General features: G+C 56.1%; 10 protein-coding genes. 5 read left to right on the top strand and 5 right to left on the bottom strand.

The features are described 5' to 3' along the window. The first annotated feature begins 198 nt into the window (after positions 1–198). Positions 199–1,857: a glucan biosynthesis protein D gene (locus tag ACLBVC_RS14350; protein WP_410150188.1), complete on the top strand. Its 1,659-nt coding sequence runs from the start codon at positions 199–201 to the stop codon at positions 1,855–1,857. 227 nt (positions 1,858–2,084) lie between these two features. Here the strand turns inward: ACLBVC_RS14350 and ACLBVC_RS14345 are convergent, their stop codons facing one another. Continuing rightward, entirely contained in the window at positions 2,085–2,267 is a 183-nt protein-coding gene (locus ACLBVC_RS14345; RefSeq protein ID WP_101078550.1) for a hypothetical protein, read from the bottom strand. Positions 2,268–2,647: 380 nt separating this feature from the next. Between ACLBVC_RS14345 and ACLBVC_RS14340 the strand changes: the two genes are divergently transcribed. Next, positions 2,648–3,745, top strand: a complete 1,098-nt coding sequence (locus ACLBVC_RS14340; RefSeq protein ID WP_410150187.1) for a glycerol dehydrogenase — start codon at positions 2,648–2,650, stop codon at positions 3,743–3,745. 325 nt (positions 3,746–4,070) lie between these two features. On the opposite strand, the gene ACLBVC_RS14335 is transcribed toward ACLBVC_RS14340, so the two are convergent. Continuing rightward, positions 4,071–5,357 carry a DUF445 domain-containing protein gene (locus ACLBVC_RS14335; RefSeq protein WP_410150186.1) on the bottom strand — a complete coding sequence of 429 codons (1,287 nt, stop codon included), beginning with the start codon at positions 5,355–5,357 and terminating at the stop codon, positions 4,071–4,073. A gap of 171 nt (positions 5,358–5,528) precedes the next feature. On the opposite strand from ACLBVC_RS14335, the gene ACLBVC_RS14330 reads away from it, so the two are divergent. From ACLBVC_RS14330 to ACLBVC_RS14320, 3 genes are all read left to right on the top strand, one after another. Further along, the gene (locus tag ACLBVC_RS14330; RefSeq protein ID WP_410150185.1) at positions 5,529–7,187 is read left to right on the top strand and encodes a multidrug ABC transporter permease/ATP-binding protein; all 1,659 of its coding nucleotides are present in this window, start codon (positions 5,529–5,531) and stop codon (positions 7,185–7,187) included. A 22-nt stretch (positions 7,188–7,209) separates the two neighbouring features. After that, the gene (locus tag ACLBVC_RS14325; protein WP_410150184.1) at positions 7,210–8,028 is read left to right on the top strand and encodes a hypothetical protein; all 819 of its coding nucleotides are present in this window, start codon (positions 7,210–7,212) and stop codon (positions 8,026–8,028) included. Positions 8,029–8,194: 166 nt separating this feature from the next. Then, entirely contained in the window at positions 8,195–10,627 is a 2,433-nt protein-coding gene (locus ACLBVC_RS14320; RefSeq protein ID WP_410150183.1) for a DUF3772 domain-containing protein, read from the top strand. Between the two features lie 705 nt (positions 10,628–11,332). Here the strand turns inward: ACLBVC_RS14320 and ACLBVC_RS14315 are convergent. From ACLBVC_RS14315 to ACLBVC_RS14305, 3 genes are read right to left on the bottom strand one after another with little or no spacing between them, the layout of a single operon-like run. Beyond that, positions 11,333–14,482 carry an efflux RND transporter permease subunit gene (locus ACLBVC_RS14315; protein ID WP_410150182.1) on the bottom strand — a complete coding sequence of 1,050 codons (3,150 nt, stop codon included), beginning with the start codon at positions 14,480–14,482 and terminating at the stop codon, positions 11,333–11,335. Next, on the bottom strand, positions 14,479–15,729 hold the full coding sequence (locus tag ACLBVC_RS14310) for an efflux RND transporter periplasmic adaptor subunit (RefSeq protein WP_410150181.1): 1,251 nt from the start codon (positions 15,727–15,729) through the stop codon (positions 14,479–14,481). Before ACLBVC_RS14310 ends, ACLBVC_RS14315 begins: the two co-directional genes overlap by 4 nt. Continuing rightward, the gene (locus ACLBVC_RS14305; protein WP_410150180.1) at positions 15,729–16,982 is read right to left on the bottom strand and encodes a TolC family protein; all 1,254 of its coding nucleotides are present in this window, start codon (positions 16,980–16,982) and stop codon (positions 15,729–15,731) included. The genes ACLBVC_RS14310 and ACLBVC_RS14305 overlap by 1 nt, the downstream gene beginning before the upstream one ends. Positions 16,983–16,989 lie beyond the last annotated feature (7 nt).

Here is a 16,989-nt window from a genome sequence, read left to right as displayed (position 1 = left end):
AGCCCTTGTCTGGCGGGGAATGTTGCTGTCAGATGTGCTTACTTTTTCAAGTAAAATATTAGCTGAATGCATTCAATTTCTTGTACTCGGCTTGTGAATTTTACGTTAGCCTTAGGGTCGAAATTTTTTGAATACGCGGGGGCCTCGTCGTGAGGCGGTGCTTCCAGATTTTTGCCCAGTACAGGAAACGATTCTGGCATGGAACGAAGAGCATTTATTAAAGCATCAATGGCATTCGCCGCCTGGTGTGGTGTGCCGGCAATGTCCACACTGTTCACCCGTTCCGCTGAGGCGGCAGAGGCGAATGTGGCAGACGGCGGCGAATTGCCATTTGATTTCAACGCACTGCAAAAGATGGCGAAAGAGTTAGCGGATAAGCCATACGGCGGCGCGCCCCTTCCTTTGCCTAAGACGCTGGCAGAATTAACGCCGCAGGCTTACAACGCCATTCAGTACGATCACGCGCATTCCCTGTGGAATGGCCTGCCGGACCGCCAGCTTGACGTCGAATTATTCCACGTCGGCATGGGTTTCCGCCGCCGCGTGCGCATGTACTCCGTCGATCCGGTGAAACATCTCGCGCGCGAAATTCATTTCCGCCCGGAGTTGTTCAATTATCATGATGCCGGTGTTGATACCAAACAGCTGGAAGGCTTCTCGAATCTCGGTTTCGCCGGTTTCAAAGTCAATAAAGCCCCGGAACTGACGCGCCGCGACGTGGTGTCATTCCTCGGTGCCAGCTATTTCCGTGCGGTGGACGACACGTATCAGTACGGCCTTTCCGCGCGTGGCGTGGCGGTGGATACCTTCACCGACCAGCCTGAAGAGTTTCCGGATTTCACCGCTTTCTGGTTTGATACACCAAAACCGGGCGATACCACCTTTACGGTTTACGCGTTGCTTGATGGCCCGAGCATTACCGGTGCCTATAAATTCCTGATCCACTGCGAACCGACCCGCGTTGTGATGGAGATTGAAAATCATCTTCACGCCCGCGAAGACATCAAACAGCTGGGCATTTCTCCGATGACCAGTATGTTCAGCTGCGGCACCAACGAACGCGGCCGCTGCGACACGATTCATCCGCAGATCCACGACTCTGACCGCCTGCAAATGTGGACCGGCACCGGTGAATGGATTTGCCGTCCGCTGAACAACCCGCAGCGTCTGCAATTTAACGCCTACAGCGATAACAATCCGAAAGGGTTTGGCCTGTTGCAGCTCGATCACGAGTTCAATAATTATCAGGACGTGATTGGCTGGTATAACAAACGCCCGAGCCTGTGGGTGGAACCGGTCGGAGACTGGGGGAAAGGGGCCGTCAATCTGATGGAAATCCCTACCACTGGCGAGACGCTCGATAACGTCGTGTGCTTCTGGCAGCCGGAAACCCCGGTGAAGGCCGGTTCTGAATTCAATTTCAGCTACAAACTTTACTGGAGTGGCGAGCCACCGCACCGCAGCCCGATGGCTAACGTACTGGCGACCCGCACCGGTATGGGCGGTTTCCCGGAAGGCTGGGCACCGGGCGAGAATTATCCGCAAGTCTGGGCGCGTCGTTTCGCCATTGATTTCACCGGCGGCGAGCTGAAAGCCTTTGCCGATAAAGGCATCGAGCCGGTGATTAACGTCTCTGCGGGTAAAATTAAGAACATCGAAATTCTGTATGTGCAACCGTTCGACGGTTACCGGATCCTGTTCGACTGGTACCCGGACAGCGATTCCGTCGCGCCGGTCGAACTGCGTATGTTCCTGCGCTCCGGCCAGAAAGCGTTGTCGGAAACCTGGCTGTATCAGTATTTCCCGCCAGCGCCAGATAAACGCAAATACATCGATGACCGTCAGATGACCAAATAATCCTCTTCATCATTCAGGTCGCAGGCCTGCCTGACTGCCATCTGAATGATTCGAGGATCGAAAGATCAGAAAAACAAAAAGCCCCGATTCGTCGGGGCTTTTGCTTTCTTACTTTTCTGTTTATCTGTCATTTGCAGGTGAACCAGACACAGGTTCTTGCAAAAATACTTCAAAGGGTAAAGCAAGGGTAACGCACGGTACTCAACTGCTGAAGGCCAAGATGGCAATCAAAACGCCTTCACCAGCATTCCGTTCTGCGGTTGTTGCTGAGGATTTCTCAGCGCTGCGTCGAAGGATCTCTCGATCTCTTTCAACTGTTGTAAGAATTCTTGTGGCGAGAAATCGTGTGATTTGCCGCTCATGTAGGCCAGGGCCAGTTCTTTGGCGTTGTAACGTTGGAAGTTATACATGCTGTCAGTTCCTTATTAATCGAAAAATATTAACGGGATGGCGAACAGCGAGCTGGCTTATAACCACTGCTTACGACGTGCTGCCAATGCAATGCATTCTACGGAAAAGATTGATAAGTGAAAGTTGGTGTTGTTTATGCATTCAATAGTTAAAACCTAACTTAGAAGGGGTTTTTGATTGCAAATCTGAATAGTCATTTTTGGTGATTAATTCATCAGGTGGCTATCTGGTGTGGCGAAAAATTCAACTTCATGAAAGATAAAATTTCTTTGCGAGTCATGCTGTTAATGTGAATTAAAAGGGTTGGGCTTTACAACCTGCTGGGGTACCCTCAGGGAAGTTATCCACGGATCATTATCAACGAAAAGAGGTTTTTATCATGAGTAAATTTATCTTCTCTTCGCCAGGAAAATACGTTCAGGGCAGCGGTGTTCTGGATGAGTTGGGTGATTACCTGCCTGCGTTAGGCGGGAAATCATTTCTGATAGCTGATGATGTCGTTTGGGGAATTATCGGCGATCGCGTGAAAGCGTCGCTGAAAAAAGCCCAGGTTGAATTCCATTTCGAACGTTTTTACGGTGAAGCCTCTGCCAGCGAAATTACCCGTCTGGCCGCAATTGCCCGTGAGGCCGGAACACACGTCGTGGTCGGTCTGGGCGGCGGTAAAACGCTTGATACCGTCAAAGCCATTGCCGATGAACTGAAACAGAATGTAGTGATTGTGCCGACCGTGGCGTCCACGGATGCGCCGTGCAGCGCACTGTCGGTGATTTATTCTGACAACGGTGTTTTTGAATCCTACCGTTTCTACCACAAAAACCCGGATCTGGTGCTGGTCGATACCCACGTTTGCGCGCAGGCACCGGTTCGTCTGTTTGCATCCGGCATTGCCGACGGTCTGGCGACCTTTGTGGAAGCGCAGGCGGTGCTGCGTTCTCATTCGCAATCCATGGTCGGCGGCGACCCGACAATTGCCGGTATGGCGATTGCCGAGGCCTGTGAGAAAACGCTGCTGACGTACGGCTACAGCGCGTACACGGCGGTTGAGCAGAAACTGGTGACACCGGCGGTGGAAGCTGTCGTCGAAGCCAACACGCTGCTTTCCGGTCTCGGTTTTGAAAATGCCGGTCTGGCGGGAGCGCATGCCATCCATAACGGCTTCACGGCGATTTCCGGTGACATTCACCACCTGACGCACGGTGAAAAGGTGGCGTACGGCACGTTGACGCAGATGGTGCTTGAGCAGCGTCCGGACGAAGAAATCGCGCGTTATGTGCGTTTCTACCGATCCATCAAAATGCCGACCACGCTTAAAGAGATGCATCTTGAAAACGAATCTTTCGCCAGTCTGGTCAAAATCGGTGCGCTGGCAGGCGGTGAGGGCGATACGCTCGGCAACCTGAACCACAACCTGTCCGCCGAAGATGTCGCGAACGCGATTCTGGCTGTGGACGCGTTCAGTCAAACCGTGAAGTAAGGTTACCTGTGAAGATGGCGGGGATTTAATCGCTAACACTTGGCTAAGTGAGCTTCAACTTCTTGATTTTTATTTAATACCCCACCACAACCCTCCCCTTCGCAGGGGAGGGAGCCGTCCGAGTTGTTTAGGGTTTTGTTTTCACTCCTCTTCTTCGCAGGGGAGGGAGTAAACCACAACATAATTTGATCTGGCCTTTGCTCCTCCCCCTGCGAAGGGGGAGGTTGGGAGGGGGTTTTAAGCATTCGCACTTTATCGAGGCATACCTTCGCTATTTTATTGTACGGTTTCACTCCTCAGGCCGTTACCCGAGTTGTCTGGTCCGCTAAACCCGCGCCATCACCCACGGGATCGCTACCGGCAGTTGCGACAGCAGATACAACACCAGTCCGATAAACGCACCGACCAGCGTGCCGTTGATGCGGATAAACTGTAAATCCTTCCCGATATTCAGCTCGATTTGCCGTGACATATCCCGCGGATCCCAGCCTTTTACTGTATCGCTGATGTGACGCGTCAGGAATTGCGCGAAGTCCGGTGCCATTTTTCCGGCGATGGTTTCCATTTGAAGATTCAGCGAACTGCGCAGATTCTCGTCCTGCGCCAGCGCATTTCCCAGCCACTGGCCGGATTCCGTGACTTTGGCAAACACCCGCGAATCTTCACTTTCCAGATCTTCTTTCAGCCAGTTGCGCATGTCGCCCCACAGCTGTAACACGTAGACATTCAGCTTCTCGTCATCTTTCAGATACTGCTTAATCTCTTCCGCTTTTTGCGCGGTTTCGGGATCGTTTTGCAGCTTCCAGATAAAGTTCTGCACCGAACGGTCGAAGCCTTTGCGGAAAGCATGGGTTTTGTCGTTGCCCATATCATCGAGCACCGAATTCACGGCGTTCGACACCAGATCGGCACCATTGCGCCCCAGCCAGCCGGTCGGTAAAAGTTTGGCGGTCAGCGGGTGTTCGCGTTTCATCCAGCCGACAATTTGCGCCGAGATGAACTGCCGCGTGCTGTCTTTGGCCAGCAGAATTTCCAGCTGATCCATCGCCTGATCCAGCAGTTGTTGATGACGACCGCCTTTGGTCAGGCTTTCCAGCAGTGTGGCCACCGACGCGGACAGGTCAATTTTATCAATGACGCGGTAAAGCGCGCGGCGGATAAGTTGCGCGATGCGTTGATCGTCCGTGACATCCAGAAAGCCACGGATCATCTTCACCGCGTATTTCGCGAAACGCTGCGCGTTATCCGGTGCGTTCAGCCAGTCAGTGAGCATCCGCGCCGGATCGTGCTGGCGGATAAGATTGATGAGCGTGACGGGCGCGAGGAATTTTTCCTGCACAAACACAGCCAGATTGTCGGCAATTTTGTCTTTGTTCCTGGGAATAATGGCCGTGTGGGACGCCACAAACGGCACCGGCACGCGGCGAAACAGCGCCACCACGGCGAACCAGTCCGCCATTGCGCCGACCATCGCAGCTTCGGATATGGCTTTCAGGCCGGAAACCCAAAAGTTGGGCGGCAGAAAAAGGGTGATGACAAACAGGGCTGCGGCAATCAGCAGCAGCCCGAGCGCGTTACGTTTACTTTTGCGAAGTTCTTGTTCTTTATCCATTACATCAGTTTAGAAAGCGTCAGGCGGCCTGTCAGCTTTTTTCTTGTCTGCGGCTTTTTTTCGGAATGAAGCCGGAAACTCGCCTGGAATGAGAATTGTTCTTGATATGACAAGGTGTGTCATTACACTGCGTGCAGCATTATTCCCCTGCATTCAGAATGAGACCAATTCATGGAGTTGTTACGCGTTGTATTTAAACAATATCGCTGGCCGTTTTTAGGCGTCATGGCGCTGAGCCTGCTCAGTGCCGTACTGGGCATCGGCCTGATCGCGTTCATCAATCTTAAACTGATTGAAACCACGCAGGGTTCCCTGATGGTTTTGCCACAGTTTCTTGGATTATTGCTGCTGCTGATGGCTGTCACGCTCGGCTCTCAGCTGGCGCTCACCGTGCTAGGCCACCACTTTATCTACCGCCTGCGCGGGCAGTTCATCAAACGTATTCTGGATACGGACATCGAGCGCATTGAGCAAATCGGTAACGCGCAACTGCTCGCCAGCCTCGGCAGCGACATCCGCAATATCACGCTGGCCTTCGTGCGTTTACCGGAGCTGGTGCAGGGCATTATTCTGACTATCGGGTGTGCGGGCTATCTGGCGTGGCTTTCACCGGAAATGCTGCTGGTCACCGTTGTCTGGTTGCTGATCACCATTTTTGGTGGGTTCAAACTGGTTTCACACGTTTACCGCCATCTGGCGAAAGTGCGTGATGCCGAAGACAAGTTGCAAACGGATTACCAGAAAGTGATTGAAGGGCGCAAAGAGCTGGCGCTGAACCGCGAACGGGCGCGCCATCTGTTTGACGACGTGTACCGCAAGGACGCCGAAGAATACCGCCATCATATTATCCGCGCCGATACCTTCCATCTCAGCGCCGTGAACTGGTCGAATATTATGATGCTGGGTGCGATTGGTCTGGTGTTTTTCATGGCGAACACACTGGGCTGGTCAAATACGGACGTCGCCGCGACCTATTCGCTGACGCTGCTTTTCCTGCGTACGCCGATGTTGCAGGCCGTGGGCGCGTTGCCGACGCTGCTCAGCGCGCAGGTGGCTTTTGGCAAACTGAAAGCGCTGAAACTGGCCGAACACAATGACGCATTCACACCTGCGGTTGCGGCGAAAAACTGGCAGACGCTGGAGCTGCGCGACCTGACGTTCAGCTATGCCGGAAAAGAAGAGGGGGCGGATTTTGGTATCGGGCCGCTGAACCTCACCATTACCCGCGGCGAACTGGTCTTCCTGATTGGCGGTAACGGCAGCGGAAAATCCACGATGGCTATGCTGCTGACCGGCCTGTATCAGCCGCGTTCCGGACAAATCCTGCTGGATGGTGTGCCGGTCACGGCGGAAAACGCCGAACAGTATCGCCAGCTTTTCTCGGCGGTCTTTACCGATTTTCACCTGTTCGGCCAGCTTATCGGCCCGCAGGGCAAAAAACCGGATCCGCTGCTGGTGGAAGACTGGCTGCAACGCCTGAACATGAAAGAAAAACTTCAGTTCACCGGCAACGAAGTGACCAATCTTCAGCTTTCCGCCGGGCAGCGCAAACGCGTAGCCTTACTGCTGGCGGCGGCTGAAGGGCGCGACTTCCTGCTGCTTGACGAATGGGCGGCGGATCAGGATCCGCAATTCCGCCGTACGTTCTACCGCGAGCTGTTGCCGCAATTGCGCGATATGGGCAAAACCGTGCTGGCAATCAGTCACGATGATCACTATTTTGAACACGCCGATCGTTTGCTGGAAATGCGTCAGGGCAAACTGAAAGAACTGCACGGGCAGGAGCGCACCGACGCCAGCCGTGATGCGGTCGCACAAATCGGTCTTTAATCGTTTATAAAAAGGAACAGGAATGAACTGGACTGAAGGGGTGGTGTGGGGCGTCAGTGCCGTCGTAACGGGCTTACTGATCGGGCTGCTGTACAAAAAGGGCATGTTAAACCGTGTGCCTGCGGTGATCCTGTTTCTGTTGTTGTTTATCGGTGGCAATCTGCTGTGGAGTACGGTGATAAAGCCGCATCTTGCCAGTCACAGTGAAGAGCAAAAAGTCGATCAGGCGCTGGCTGAACTGCCGCTTTACACGACGATAAAAGCGCAGGAACCGGCGCTCTATGCGCAAATCCGCAGCAATATTCTGAAATTACGTAAAGAAGGCAAATCGCAGCAGGACGCCATTAATACGGTGAAACCGATGGTCTCCGTATTGCTCACGCAGCGTATCAGCCACGCGCCGGATGCCAACGTGAACGAGGCGATGCAGGTGAATCTGGAAGAGATGCAAACCTTGCAGGCGCGCAAGGACGGCAGCTGCTTTAAGTTCCTCTATCCGCAGGTCAGTGGCGGGATTAATACCGCGCAGGTTCTGCCGCCGGAGTTGTTCCAAAAAGATCTCAACACCATGAATGACCTCCTTCTGGCGACCGGCAGCGGGCAGGCTGAACAACCTGCGGCGGTCAGCACCGAACGCGTGATCGCCATGATGGCACCGGTGCGTGAGGCGCTGGGCAACATGTACGGCGAGCAGTTGCAGATGTTCAGCGACCTGACCAAGCCGGACGTCGATCGTGAGAAAGTCTGCGAGATTTCCATCAGCCTGTATTCCGGTATTCTTGCGCTACAACCGGCAGACTCGGCGGCAATCTTGCGCCAGATGCTGGGCGCGAAACCCTGAACTTCCCGCCGGGCTGCGCGCCTGAAGGTGCAGCCCGGTGGAGCCTGACGGCAACATAAACAGACAATCCCTACTATTCTTCTTAACAGGAAAGGGTATTCTTACGCCGTTCATCTAAAACACTTTTGTTTCGTAAAAAATAACGAGCTCCCGGAACCATCCTTCTATGCAAAAAATGTTTAGAGTGCCGTTTTTGTTGCTGGCATTGTTGTCATGTCTGCTGTTAACGCCTGCGCTGAGTCAGGCCGATGACAGCACCGGTCAATCTGCCACCGAACAGCCGGTCAAAGTTAACGCCAGCACCGCGCTGCCCGCGTTGCAAAAACGTCTGGACCAGCTGAAACAGCAAGTCTCTTCGGCGAAAACCGATAAAAAATTCACCGGCCTGACCGATGCCGCGCAGGCACTGGCTGAAGATGCCGATAAACTGGCGGCGGCGTTGGCACCCGATCTGACGCAGGTTCAGGCGCAGCTCGACGTTCTTGGCCCCGCGCCTGCGCCGGGTACGCTGACCGAAACGCCTCAGGTGATCAGTCAGCGTAATAAACTTAACAACAGCAAAACCCTTCTCACCACGCAGATTGATCAGACCAAAGCCATCGGCGTGGGTGCGCGGAACCTGTCTTCACAGATTTCCGGGCTGCGCCGTGATGCGCTGAAAACCCAGATTGCCCTGAACACCGGCAGCATTCTGGGCAGGAATTTCTGGGCGCCGTTGTTTAATCCTAACGATGATGATTCTGCACGCTTCAGCGATTTTGGTTCGCAGGTGAGCGATGCCTGGACGCAGGCGTGGAGCCCGGAATGGCGCGCAGGCTCGGGCATTTATCTCCTGCTGGCACTGGTGCTGGGCATTTTTGGCCGCCGCGTGCTGGATAAACCGATGAACTGGATCCTGCCGCGCTGGTTGCCGCAGGGCCGATTCCGCCGCAGTTTCCTCGCCTGTTTCACCACGCTGAGCACCACGCTGACGCTGGGTTTCAGCGTCCAGATGCTCGGCTACATCTTTACACGTCTGCCGGATACGTCCGCGTGGGTGAATGAATTTGCTCAACAACTCGGGGAACTGACGTATTTCTCCGCCCTGATTGCCGGGCTGGGTATTGCGCTGCTGTCGAATAACCATCCGTCATGGCGTTTGCCGGGCATTGCCGATCCGCTGGCCAAAACGCTGGCCTCGTTCCCGGTACTGCTGGCGACCTTTATTTTCCTGTTCGGCATTATCGAGCAACTGAATAACCTGGTCGGTGCCAGCGTCTCCGCAACGTTATTCGGTAACGGTCTGGCGGCTTTACTGGTTGCGCTGAACTGTCTGATTGCGCCGGTTCGCGTCAACAGAATGCGCCGCAAAATGAAAGCCGATGGTGAGCAGACCGAGGCCCGCTCGACGCTGGCCGGGCTGATCCATCTGGTCATCAGTATTACCGCTGTCGTGATCATGCTGGCGCTGGTGATTGGTTATATCCCGTTGGCGCGTTTCGTCACCTTCGAACTGCTGTGGATCGGGCTGGTACTGAGCTGCCTGTATCTGCTGATCCACTTCGTAGTGGATTTCTTCGAAAGCCTGTTCGCGCCGGTAACGCACAGCGGCAAAATCATCAAAAGCACCCTGAGCGTCAATGACCGTCATTTGTCGCTGGCGGCCACACTGTTCTCGGCCATCGGTAAAACTGCGTTGCTGCTGTTTGCCGCGGTTGCGCTGCTCAATGGGACGTTTAACTCCACGACGCCGCTGGAATTGCTGGCGAAAATTGTCGATATCTGGGGCGGTAAAGGTCTTGAAGGGGTAAACATTATACCGGCGCACGCGGTCAATGCGGTGCTGTGCCTGGTAGTCGGCTGGTACATTCTGCGTTCTGCCCGTCGCTGGCTGGATAATGATTTCCTGCCAAAAACCATGATGGATCGCGGGATGCGCGCTTCTCTGGTGACGCTGTTTACCAACGTCGGTTATGTGCTGATCATCCTGCTGACGCTGTCATCACTGGGCATCGAATGGAACAAACTGGCGTGGATAGTGAGTGCCTTGTCGGTCGGTATCGGTTTTGGCTTGCAGGAGATTGTGAAGAACTTTATCTCCGGCCTGATCCTGCTGACCGAACGTCCGGTGAAAGTGGGTGACTTAATCAGCATCAGCGGCGTTGAAGGGGATATCCGCCGGATCAACGTCCGTGCGACTGAAATCCAGCTCAGCGATAAATCCACCGTGATTGTGCCGAACTCCCAGCTGATTTCTCAGAACGTGCGTAACGCTACCATGGGTAACGCGCAGGGCGTGGCGACCATCGCACTAACATTCCCGCTCGACATTGACCCGGAACAGGTACGCAGTTTGCTGCTCGACGCCTACAACGCGCACGAACAAATCCTCGATACGCCTGCGGCCTCCGTCAGCTTTAAAGAACTGGGCCCGACCGGCATCATCCTGAGCGTGACCGGCTACGTGAACAGCCCGCGCATTGTGAGCGGGACGCGGAGTGACTTGTTGTATGAGATCCTGAAGATGTTACGCGATGCGGGGATCAGTCTGAGTCAGACGCAGACAATGGTCATTGAGAGACCCGGGAGTGGGAGGAACGCCCAAACAGAGGAGTCGTAAACTCTGTTTATTGGGCTCGCCGCCCAAACTGGCTTTCAAGTTTAAGTTCAATTTCAAGTTCAAGTTCAAGTTCAAGGTCGTGGGCGTCGGCCCACACCGACTTGGGGGGCGGCATATCGCCGCCATCCCCCAAGACCCCCCAGGCTCTTTCACTGCGCGCTACCGCTCGCTGGCACTGTTTCAGCAACTCCGGCGAGTGCCGCAAAATCCCGCCGCTTCGCGGTTCCCTTTAGTCGGGTTACAAACCGCGCGAAAAGATACGCGGTTTTCCACCTCTTCCTGCGGCGCGATTTTTGAAAGCGGCCAGAGGCTGATAGTTCGCAACCTTGCCATGCCATTCATTATTTAGAAAAACGAAGAAGTCTCAAAAATCGATTATTTTCAATGGTGAGATGGCGCGCTCAAAATCCAGCTGAACTGAGCGGCTTCGAGACCTATGGCTCGAAGACCGAGTGAAGGCAGCACGAAGTGCCTGGATTTGCGCCACACGCGAAAGTTACAGAACATGTCCATCGGCCCAGCGGCAGCGCGGAGTAAAAAAGACGCGGAGATTCCAAAGAGGCCCCGTCCTGGGCCTCTTTGGTCGGTTTCGGCGCAGTGCGTCAAGTGATCACAATTATTGAAAAACCGAAACTTTCTCGATCTGCTAACAGCGCTTCACTGCAAGTGTAAAACCGAAACTTTCTCGGTCCGCTATCAGGGCTTTCACTGCAAGTGTAAAACCGAAGTTTTCCCACTTCTGCGCCTGTGTAGCAGCAAATACACCGCCGGGATGACCAGCATCGATAACAACGGTGCACTCAGCATTCCCCCAATCATCGGCGCAGCGATACGTTGCATCACTTCTGAACCGGTGCCGCCGCCCCACATAATGGGCAGTAATCCCGCCATAATCGTCGCGACCGTCATGGCTTTTGGCCGGACGCGCAGCACCGCGCCGTGGTGGATAGCGTCACAGAGTTCCTCCTCGGTCAGCGATTCGCCGGATTTTTGCTGGCGCTGAACGGCCTGATTCAGATACAGCACCATAATCACCCCGAACTCGGCGGCGACGCCGGCCAGCGCGATAAAGCCGACGGCGGCGGCGACGGAGAGATTGTAATTAAGCAGATACAGCAGCCAGATGCCGCCGGTCAGCGCAAAAGGCAGGGTCGCCATGATCAGTGCCGCATCGCGAACGCTGCTGAAAGTGACGTACAGCAGGACAAAAATGATGATAAGCGTGACCGGCAGGACGATTTTCAGCTTTGCCGTCGCACGTTCCAGATACTCAAATTGCCCCGACCAGCTGACGGTGACGCCTTCCGGCAATTTCACCTGCTGATTCACTGTCTGCTGCATATCTTCCACCGCAGATTTCAGATCACGTCCGCGCAAATCGACATAAATCCAGTCTGACAACCGCGCGTTTTCACTTTTCAGCATCGGCGGACCGTCGGTGACGTTGACCGAAGCCAGCGCCGACAGCGGCACCTGTGCGCCGGATGCAGTCAGTACAGGCAGATCACGCAGCGCCTGCACGTTGTCGCGCAGTTCACGCGGATAACGCAGGTTGATCGGATAGCGTTCGCGGCCTTCCAGCGTTTCACCGATATTTTCACCCCCGACGAGTGTCGAAACCAGTGACTGCAATTCGGCAACCGTGACACCGTAACGTGCAGCTTCACGCCGGTTGATGTCAATATCCACGTAGCGGCCGCCCTCGAGACGCTCGGCCAGCGCCGACGTCACGCCGGGAACCAGCTTCACGATATGCTCGATTTGCTGCGCCACCTGCTCAATCTGCGCGATGTTATTCCCGTTCACCTTAATCCCCACCGGACTTTTAATGCCGGTCGCCAGCATGTCCAGCCGGTTGCGGATCGGCGGAACCCAGACGTTGGCGATGCCCGGTAATTTCACCGCGTTATCCAGCTCCGTTATCAGTTTGTCCGGCGTCATGCCGGGCCGCCACTGGTCGCGTGGCTTGAAGCGGATCGTGGTTTCAATCATGGTCAGGGGCGCGGGGTCGGTGGCGCTGTCGGCGCGTCCGGCCTTGCCAAACACGCTGGCGACTTCCGGCACGGTTTTAATAAGACGGTCGGTTTGCTGTAACAATCTGGACGCTTCGCGGGCGGAAATCCCCGGCAGCGTGGACGGCATATACAGCAAATCGCCTTCGTCGAGCGGCGGCATAAATTCGCTACCCAGTTTTGACAACGGATAAAGCGACACCAGCAAAAAAATGCCGCTGCACACCAGCGTGGTTTTCGGGCGTTTCAGCACCGCTGAAAGCACCGGCTGGTAAGCGGAAATCAGCCAGCGGTTGATCGGGCTGGCGTTTTCATCCGGGATTTTGCCGCGAATAAAATAGCCCATCAGCACCGGCACCAGCGTGATCCCCAGTCCGGCGGAAACGGCCATGGCATAGGTTTTGGTAAACGCCAGCGGCGAGAACATCCGGCCCTCCTGCGCGTCGAGCGAAAACACCGGAATAAATGACAGCGTGATGATCAGCAAACTGCAAAACAGCGCAGGCCCGACGTCGATGGCCGCCCGTTCGGAAACCTGCCAGTAATCTGCCGACGTCGGCTTCTGACCAGGGTGATCGTGCCGCCATTGTTCGAGCACTTTGTGCATGTTTTCAATCATTACGATCGCGGCGTCCACCATCGCCCCGATGGCAATCGCAATGCCGCCGAGTGACATAATATTGGCGCTGACCCCCTGATAATGCATGACGATAAACGCGCCGAGAATGCCGAGGGGCAGCGTAATGATCGCCACCAGCGCCGAACGGAAGTGGAACAGAAACAGCGCGCAGACAACCGCCACGACGATGAATTCTTCCACCAGTTTGTGCGACAGCGTTTCGACGGCCTGTTCGATCAGCGGCTGGCGGTCATACACCGGCACGATTTCCACACCGCCGGGCAGCGTGCGGGCGAGGGCGTTCAGGCGTACTTTTACCGCTTTGAGGGTGTCCAGCGCATTTTTGCCCGATCGCATGACGATAACGCCGCCCGCCACTTCGCCTTCACCGTTGAGTTCCGCCACGCCGCGCCGCAGTTCCGGGCCGGTGCGCACGGTCGCGACGTCAGAAAGCAGCACCGGAATACCGCTGTTGGCCGTCACGACAACGTTATTGAAATCCTCCAGACTTTTCAGGTAACCGGAGGTACGCACCATGTATTCGGCTTCTCCCATTTCCAGAAGCGATCCGCTGCTTTCCTGATTAGCGCTTTGCAGGGCGCTGACCAGCTGCTGATGCGTCACGCCGCGTGCGCGCATCCGCTGCGGGTCGGCGACCACCTGATACTGCTGCACCATCCCGCCGATGCTGGCAACTTCAGAAACGTCGGGCACCGTTTTCAGATCATAGCGCAACGTCCAGTCCTGCAATGCACGCAGCTGTTCGAGGCTGTGCTGACCGGTTTTATCGACCAGTGCGTATTCATAAATCCAGCCGACGCCGGTGGCATCCGGCCCCAGCGACGCTTTTGCACCCGGCGGCAGCGAGGACTGCACCTGGCTGAGATATTCCAGCACGCGGGAACGTGCCCAGTACGGATCTGTGCCGTCATCAAACAGCACATAAACGTAGGCATCGCCGAACATCGAAAAGCCGCGCACGGTTTTCGCACCTGGCACCGACAGCAACGTGGTGGTCAGCGGATACGTGACCTGATCTTCGATGATTTGCGGCGCTTTGCCCGGATAACTGACGCGCACGATCACCTGAACGTCGGAGAGGTCCGGCAGGGCGTCGAGCGGGGCTTTTTGCAAAGACCAGATGCCCCAGCCCGCCATCATCAGGGCGGCGAGAAGCACCAGAAGCCGGTTGCGCAGCGACCAGCGGATCACGGTTGCAATCATAAATGGCTCCCGTGCTGATGGGCGTCTGGCGTGGTTTCAGCACTGACAGCGGCGGGCAGCGCGCTGCGCAGGCTGGCTTCTGAATCAATCAGGAACTGGCCGGAGGTCACGACAGACTGACCTTCGCTGAGGCCGGAAAGGATTTGCGTCCAGCCGTCGCGCGTTGCCCCTGCGGTGACTGTCTGCGGCGTGAAATGCCCGTTACCGTCGTCGAGCAGCACGGTATTGCGGGTGCCGGTCTGAATCAGCGCTTCCTGCGGGATTGCCAGCACCGGCGTTTGTGCCGGTGCGTCCAGCGTCAGGGTGAGATACATGCCGGGGCGCAGCTTTTGCTGCGGATTATCAATCACCACGCGGGCTTTCAGCGTGCGGTTGACGGCGTCGGCGTCGGGCAGTAATTCACTGACCACGCCGCGAAATACGTCACCCGGCTGGCTGTCGCTGTTGCCGCTGATTTTACTGCCGACCTGAACCTGCCCGGCGGCGGACGGCGGATAATCCATCACAATCCACACCTGTTTCAGGCTGGTCAGCTCAAACAACGGCTGCGTGGCCGCCACCTGCGCGCCTTCCCGCACACTCAGCTGGCTGAGATAACCGTCTTCGGGTGCCACGACATCAATGCGCGTCTGCGGCTGGCCGGTTTTATCGATACGTCTGAGAATATCCTCCGGCATAAATTGCAGTGCCAGACGCTGGCGGGCGGCGGCGCTCAGGCTGCGGTCACCGAGCTGACGTACCGCCAGATATTCCTGCTGCGCGGCGGTCCAGTCGGGGATCCACAACGTCGCCAGTTTCTGACCTTTTTTCACCTGTTGCTGGCTGGCGGCAACGTAGAGTTTTTCCACCAGACCACCTGCGCGGGCAGCCACCGTGCGCAGGCTGCGCTCGTCGGCGGTGACCGTGCCGTATACATTCAGCGGGGAGGAAATGACGCGACGCTCCGCTTTCGCGCTGCGCATGCCGAGATTTTGCTGCTGACGGGCACTGACCGTGACGCCGCCGTCATCGGCCACTTCGTCGGCGTAACGTGGCATCAGATCCATATCCATAAACGGCGATTTGCCCGGCTTATCAAAACGCTGATCCGGCGTCATCGGGTCATACCAGTACAACACTTTTCGTCCGGCAGGCGCAGAAGCCGTTTTTGATTCAGCAGGCGCATTATGGCGTCCGGCCTGGTAACCGACGGCCAGCGCGGCCGCGACGGAAAGCGCCAGCAGGCCATACGTTTTAACGGTAGTCATCAATGATTCTCCTGAGGAACCAGGTAGCGCAGGGCGACCCAATAGCGGGCGACGTCAAGTTCGGCATTTCGCTGAGCAATCTGGCTGTCGAGCAGGCTGCGACGGGCTTCCAGCACGTCATTCAGGCTGCTTTTTCCGGCGCGGTATTGCGCCTGAGTCACGCTGACGCGCTGTTGTTGCAGCGGAACAACATCTTTTTTCTGCCGCTGCCACAGGATACTGGCCGCCTGGTATTGGGCCAGCAGCGTGGTCAGTTGCGCCTGATGCGTGCGGATGAGCTGTGCCAGCCGGTCATTGCTTTCCATCGCCATCGACCGATCTGCGGCGTGATCTTTATCCTGACGTGATGCGGTAAAAAGCGGCAAATCCACGGTGACCATCACGCCCGCGAGGTCGTCATAATTGTCGGCGCGACGGCCGTAGTAGACTTCGACGCCGATATCCGGCAGTGCGGCAATCGCTGATTCGGATGATTTTGCCTGCGCCACTTCCGCCTCACGCCGCGCCTGAAGAACTTCAGGATGCTGGCTGATGCTGTCGGCCTGCGTCGCTTCGGCGGGCAGTTCGCTGACCGGCGGAATGGCACCGAGAATTTCGGGCTGATCGATGCCGGTCAGCTGGCTCAGCCGGGTGCGTGCCAGTTGCACGTCGCGTTCGGCTTCAGTGAGTTTGTCCTGCATGCTGATGAGCGTAAGACGTGCGTCGAGCACCGACGCAGGCAGGGCGCTGCCACTGCTGACGCCGCCGCGCTGAACGCCAATCTGCCGCTGACTTTCATCCACCAGCACCTTCAGCTGCTTCACGGTTTCATTGCCGATAGCCAGTTCCATCCAGGCCTGCGCCGCGTCGCGCTGCAACTGGGCACGGATGCTCTGGCCGTTCGCCGCCGCCTGACGGGATTCGGCACGCAATGTGTCGGCTTTACGCTCGCGCTTAGTGCTGCTCACGTAATCCTGCATGATGCCAATCCGCTCCATCGTCATGCCTTCGCGGGTTAAACGCTGGTCGTTACTCCCGCCGACGGGCAGGTTTTCAATCCCGAATTTGAGCTTCGGATCCGGCAACTGCATGGCGGAATCCGCCCGGTTTTCCAGAGCGTTAATCTGATGGCGGCTGGCAGAAAGCTCCGCCGAATATTCCTGCGCGGCCACCAGCGCCTGCGGAAGAGAAACGGGTGTGGCAAAGGCGCTGACCGGCATAAAAGCCAGCAGCCAGTGCCACGTCACCCGGCGGTGACGCGGTAAATTCAACATGGTGTTC

The organism is Rahnella selenatireducens (genome assembly GCF_046449555.1).
In the GTDB taxonomy this organism is placed as follows: Bacteria; Pseudomonadota; Gammaproteobacteria; order Enterobacterales; family Enterobacteriaceae; genus Rahnella; species Rahnella selenatireducens.
Note: the sequence above shows the minus strand (reverse complement) of the source record. Positions and strands in the feature narration are given on the sequence as shown.

Coding starts and splice junctions, on each gene's coding strand:
- ACLBVC_RS14350 (WP_410150188.1), top strand. CDS start 199: ATGGAACGAAGAGCATTTATTAAAGCATCAATGGCATTCGCCGCCTGG.
- ACLBVC_RS14345 (WP_101078550.1), bottom strand. CDS start 2,267: ATGTATAACTTCCAACGTTACAACGCCAAAGAACTGGCCCTGGCCTAC.
- ACLBVC_RS14340 (WP_410150187.1), top strand. CDS start 2,648: ATGAGTAAATTTATCTTCTCTTCGCCAGGAAAATACGTTCAGGGCAGC.
- ACLBVC_RS14335 (WP_410150186.1), bottom strand. CDS start 5,357: ATGGATAAAGAACAAGAACTTCGCAAAAGTAAACGTAACGCGCTCGGG.
- ACLBVC_RS14330 (WP_410150185.1), top strand. CDS start 5,529: ATGGAGTTGTTACGCGTTGTATTTAAACAATATCGCTGGCCGTTTTTA.
- ACLBVC_RS14325 (WP_410150184.1), top strand. CDS start 7,210: ATGAACTGGACTGAAGGGGTGGTGTGGGGCGTCAGTGCCGTCGTAACG.
- ACLBVC_RS14320 (WP_410150183.1), top strand. CDS start 8,195: ATGCAAAAAATGTTTAGAGTGCCGTTTTTGTTGCTGGCATTGTTGTCA.
- ACLBVC_RS14315 (WP_410150182.1), bottom strand. CDS start 14,482: ATGATTGCAACCGTGATCCGCTGGTCGCTGCGCAACCGGCTTCTGGTG.
- ACLBVC_RS14310 (WP_410150181.1), bottom strand. CDS start 15,729: ATGACTACCGTTAAAACGTATGGCCTGCTGGCGCTTTCCGTCGCGGCC.
- ACLBVC_RS14305 (WP_410150180.1), bottom strand. CDS start 16,982: ATGTTGAATTTACCGCGTCACCGCCGGGTGACGTGGCACTGGCTGCTG.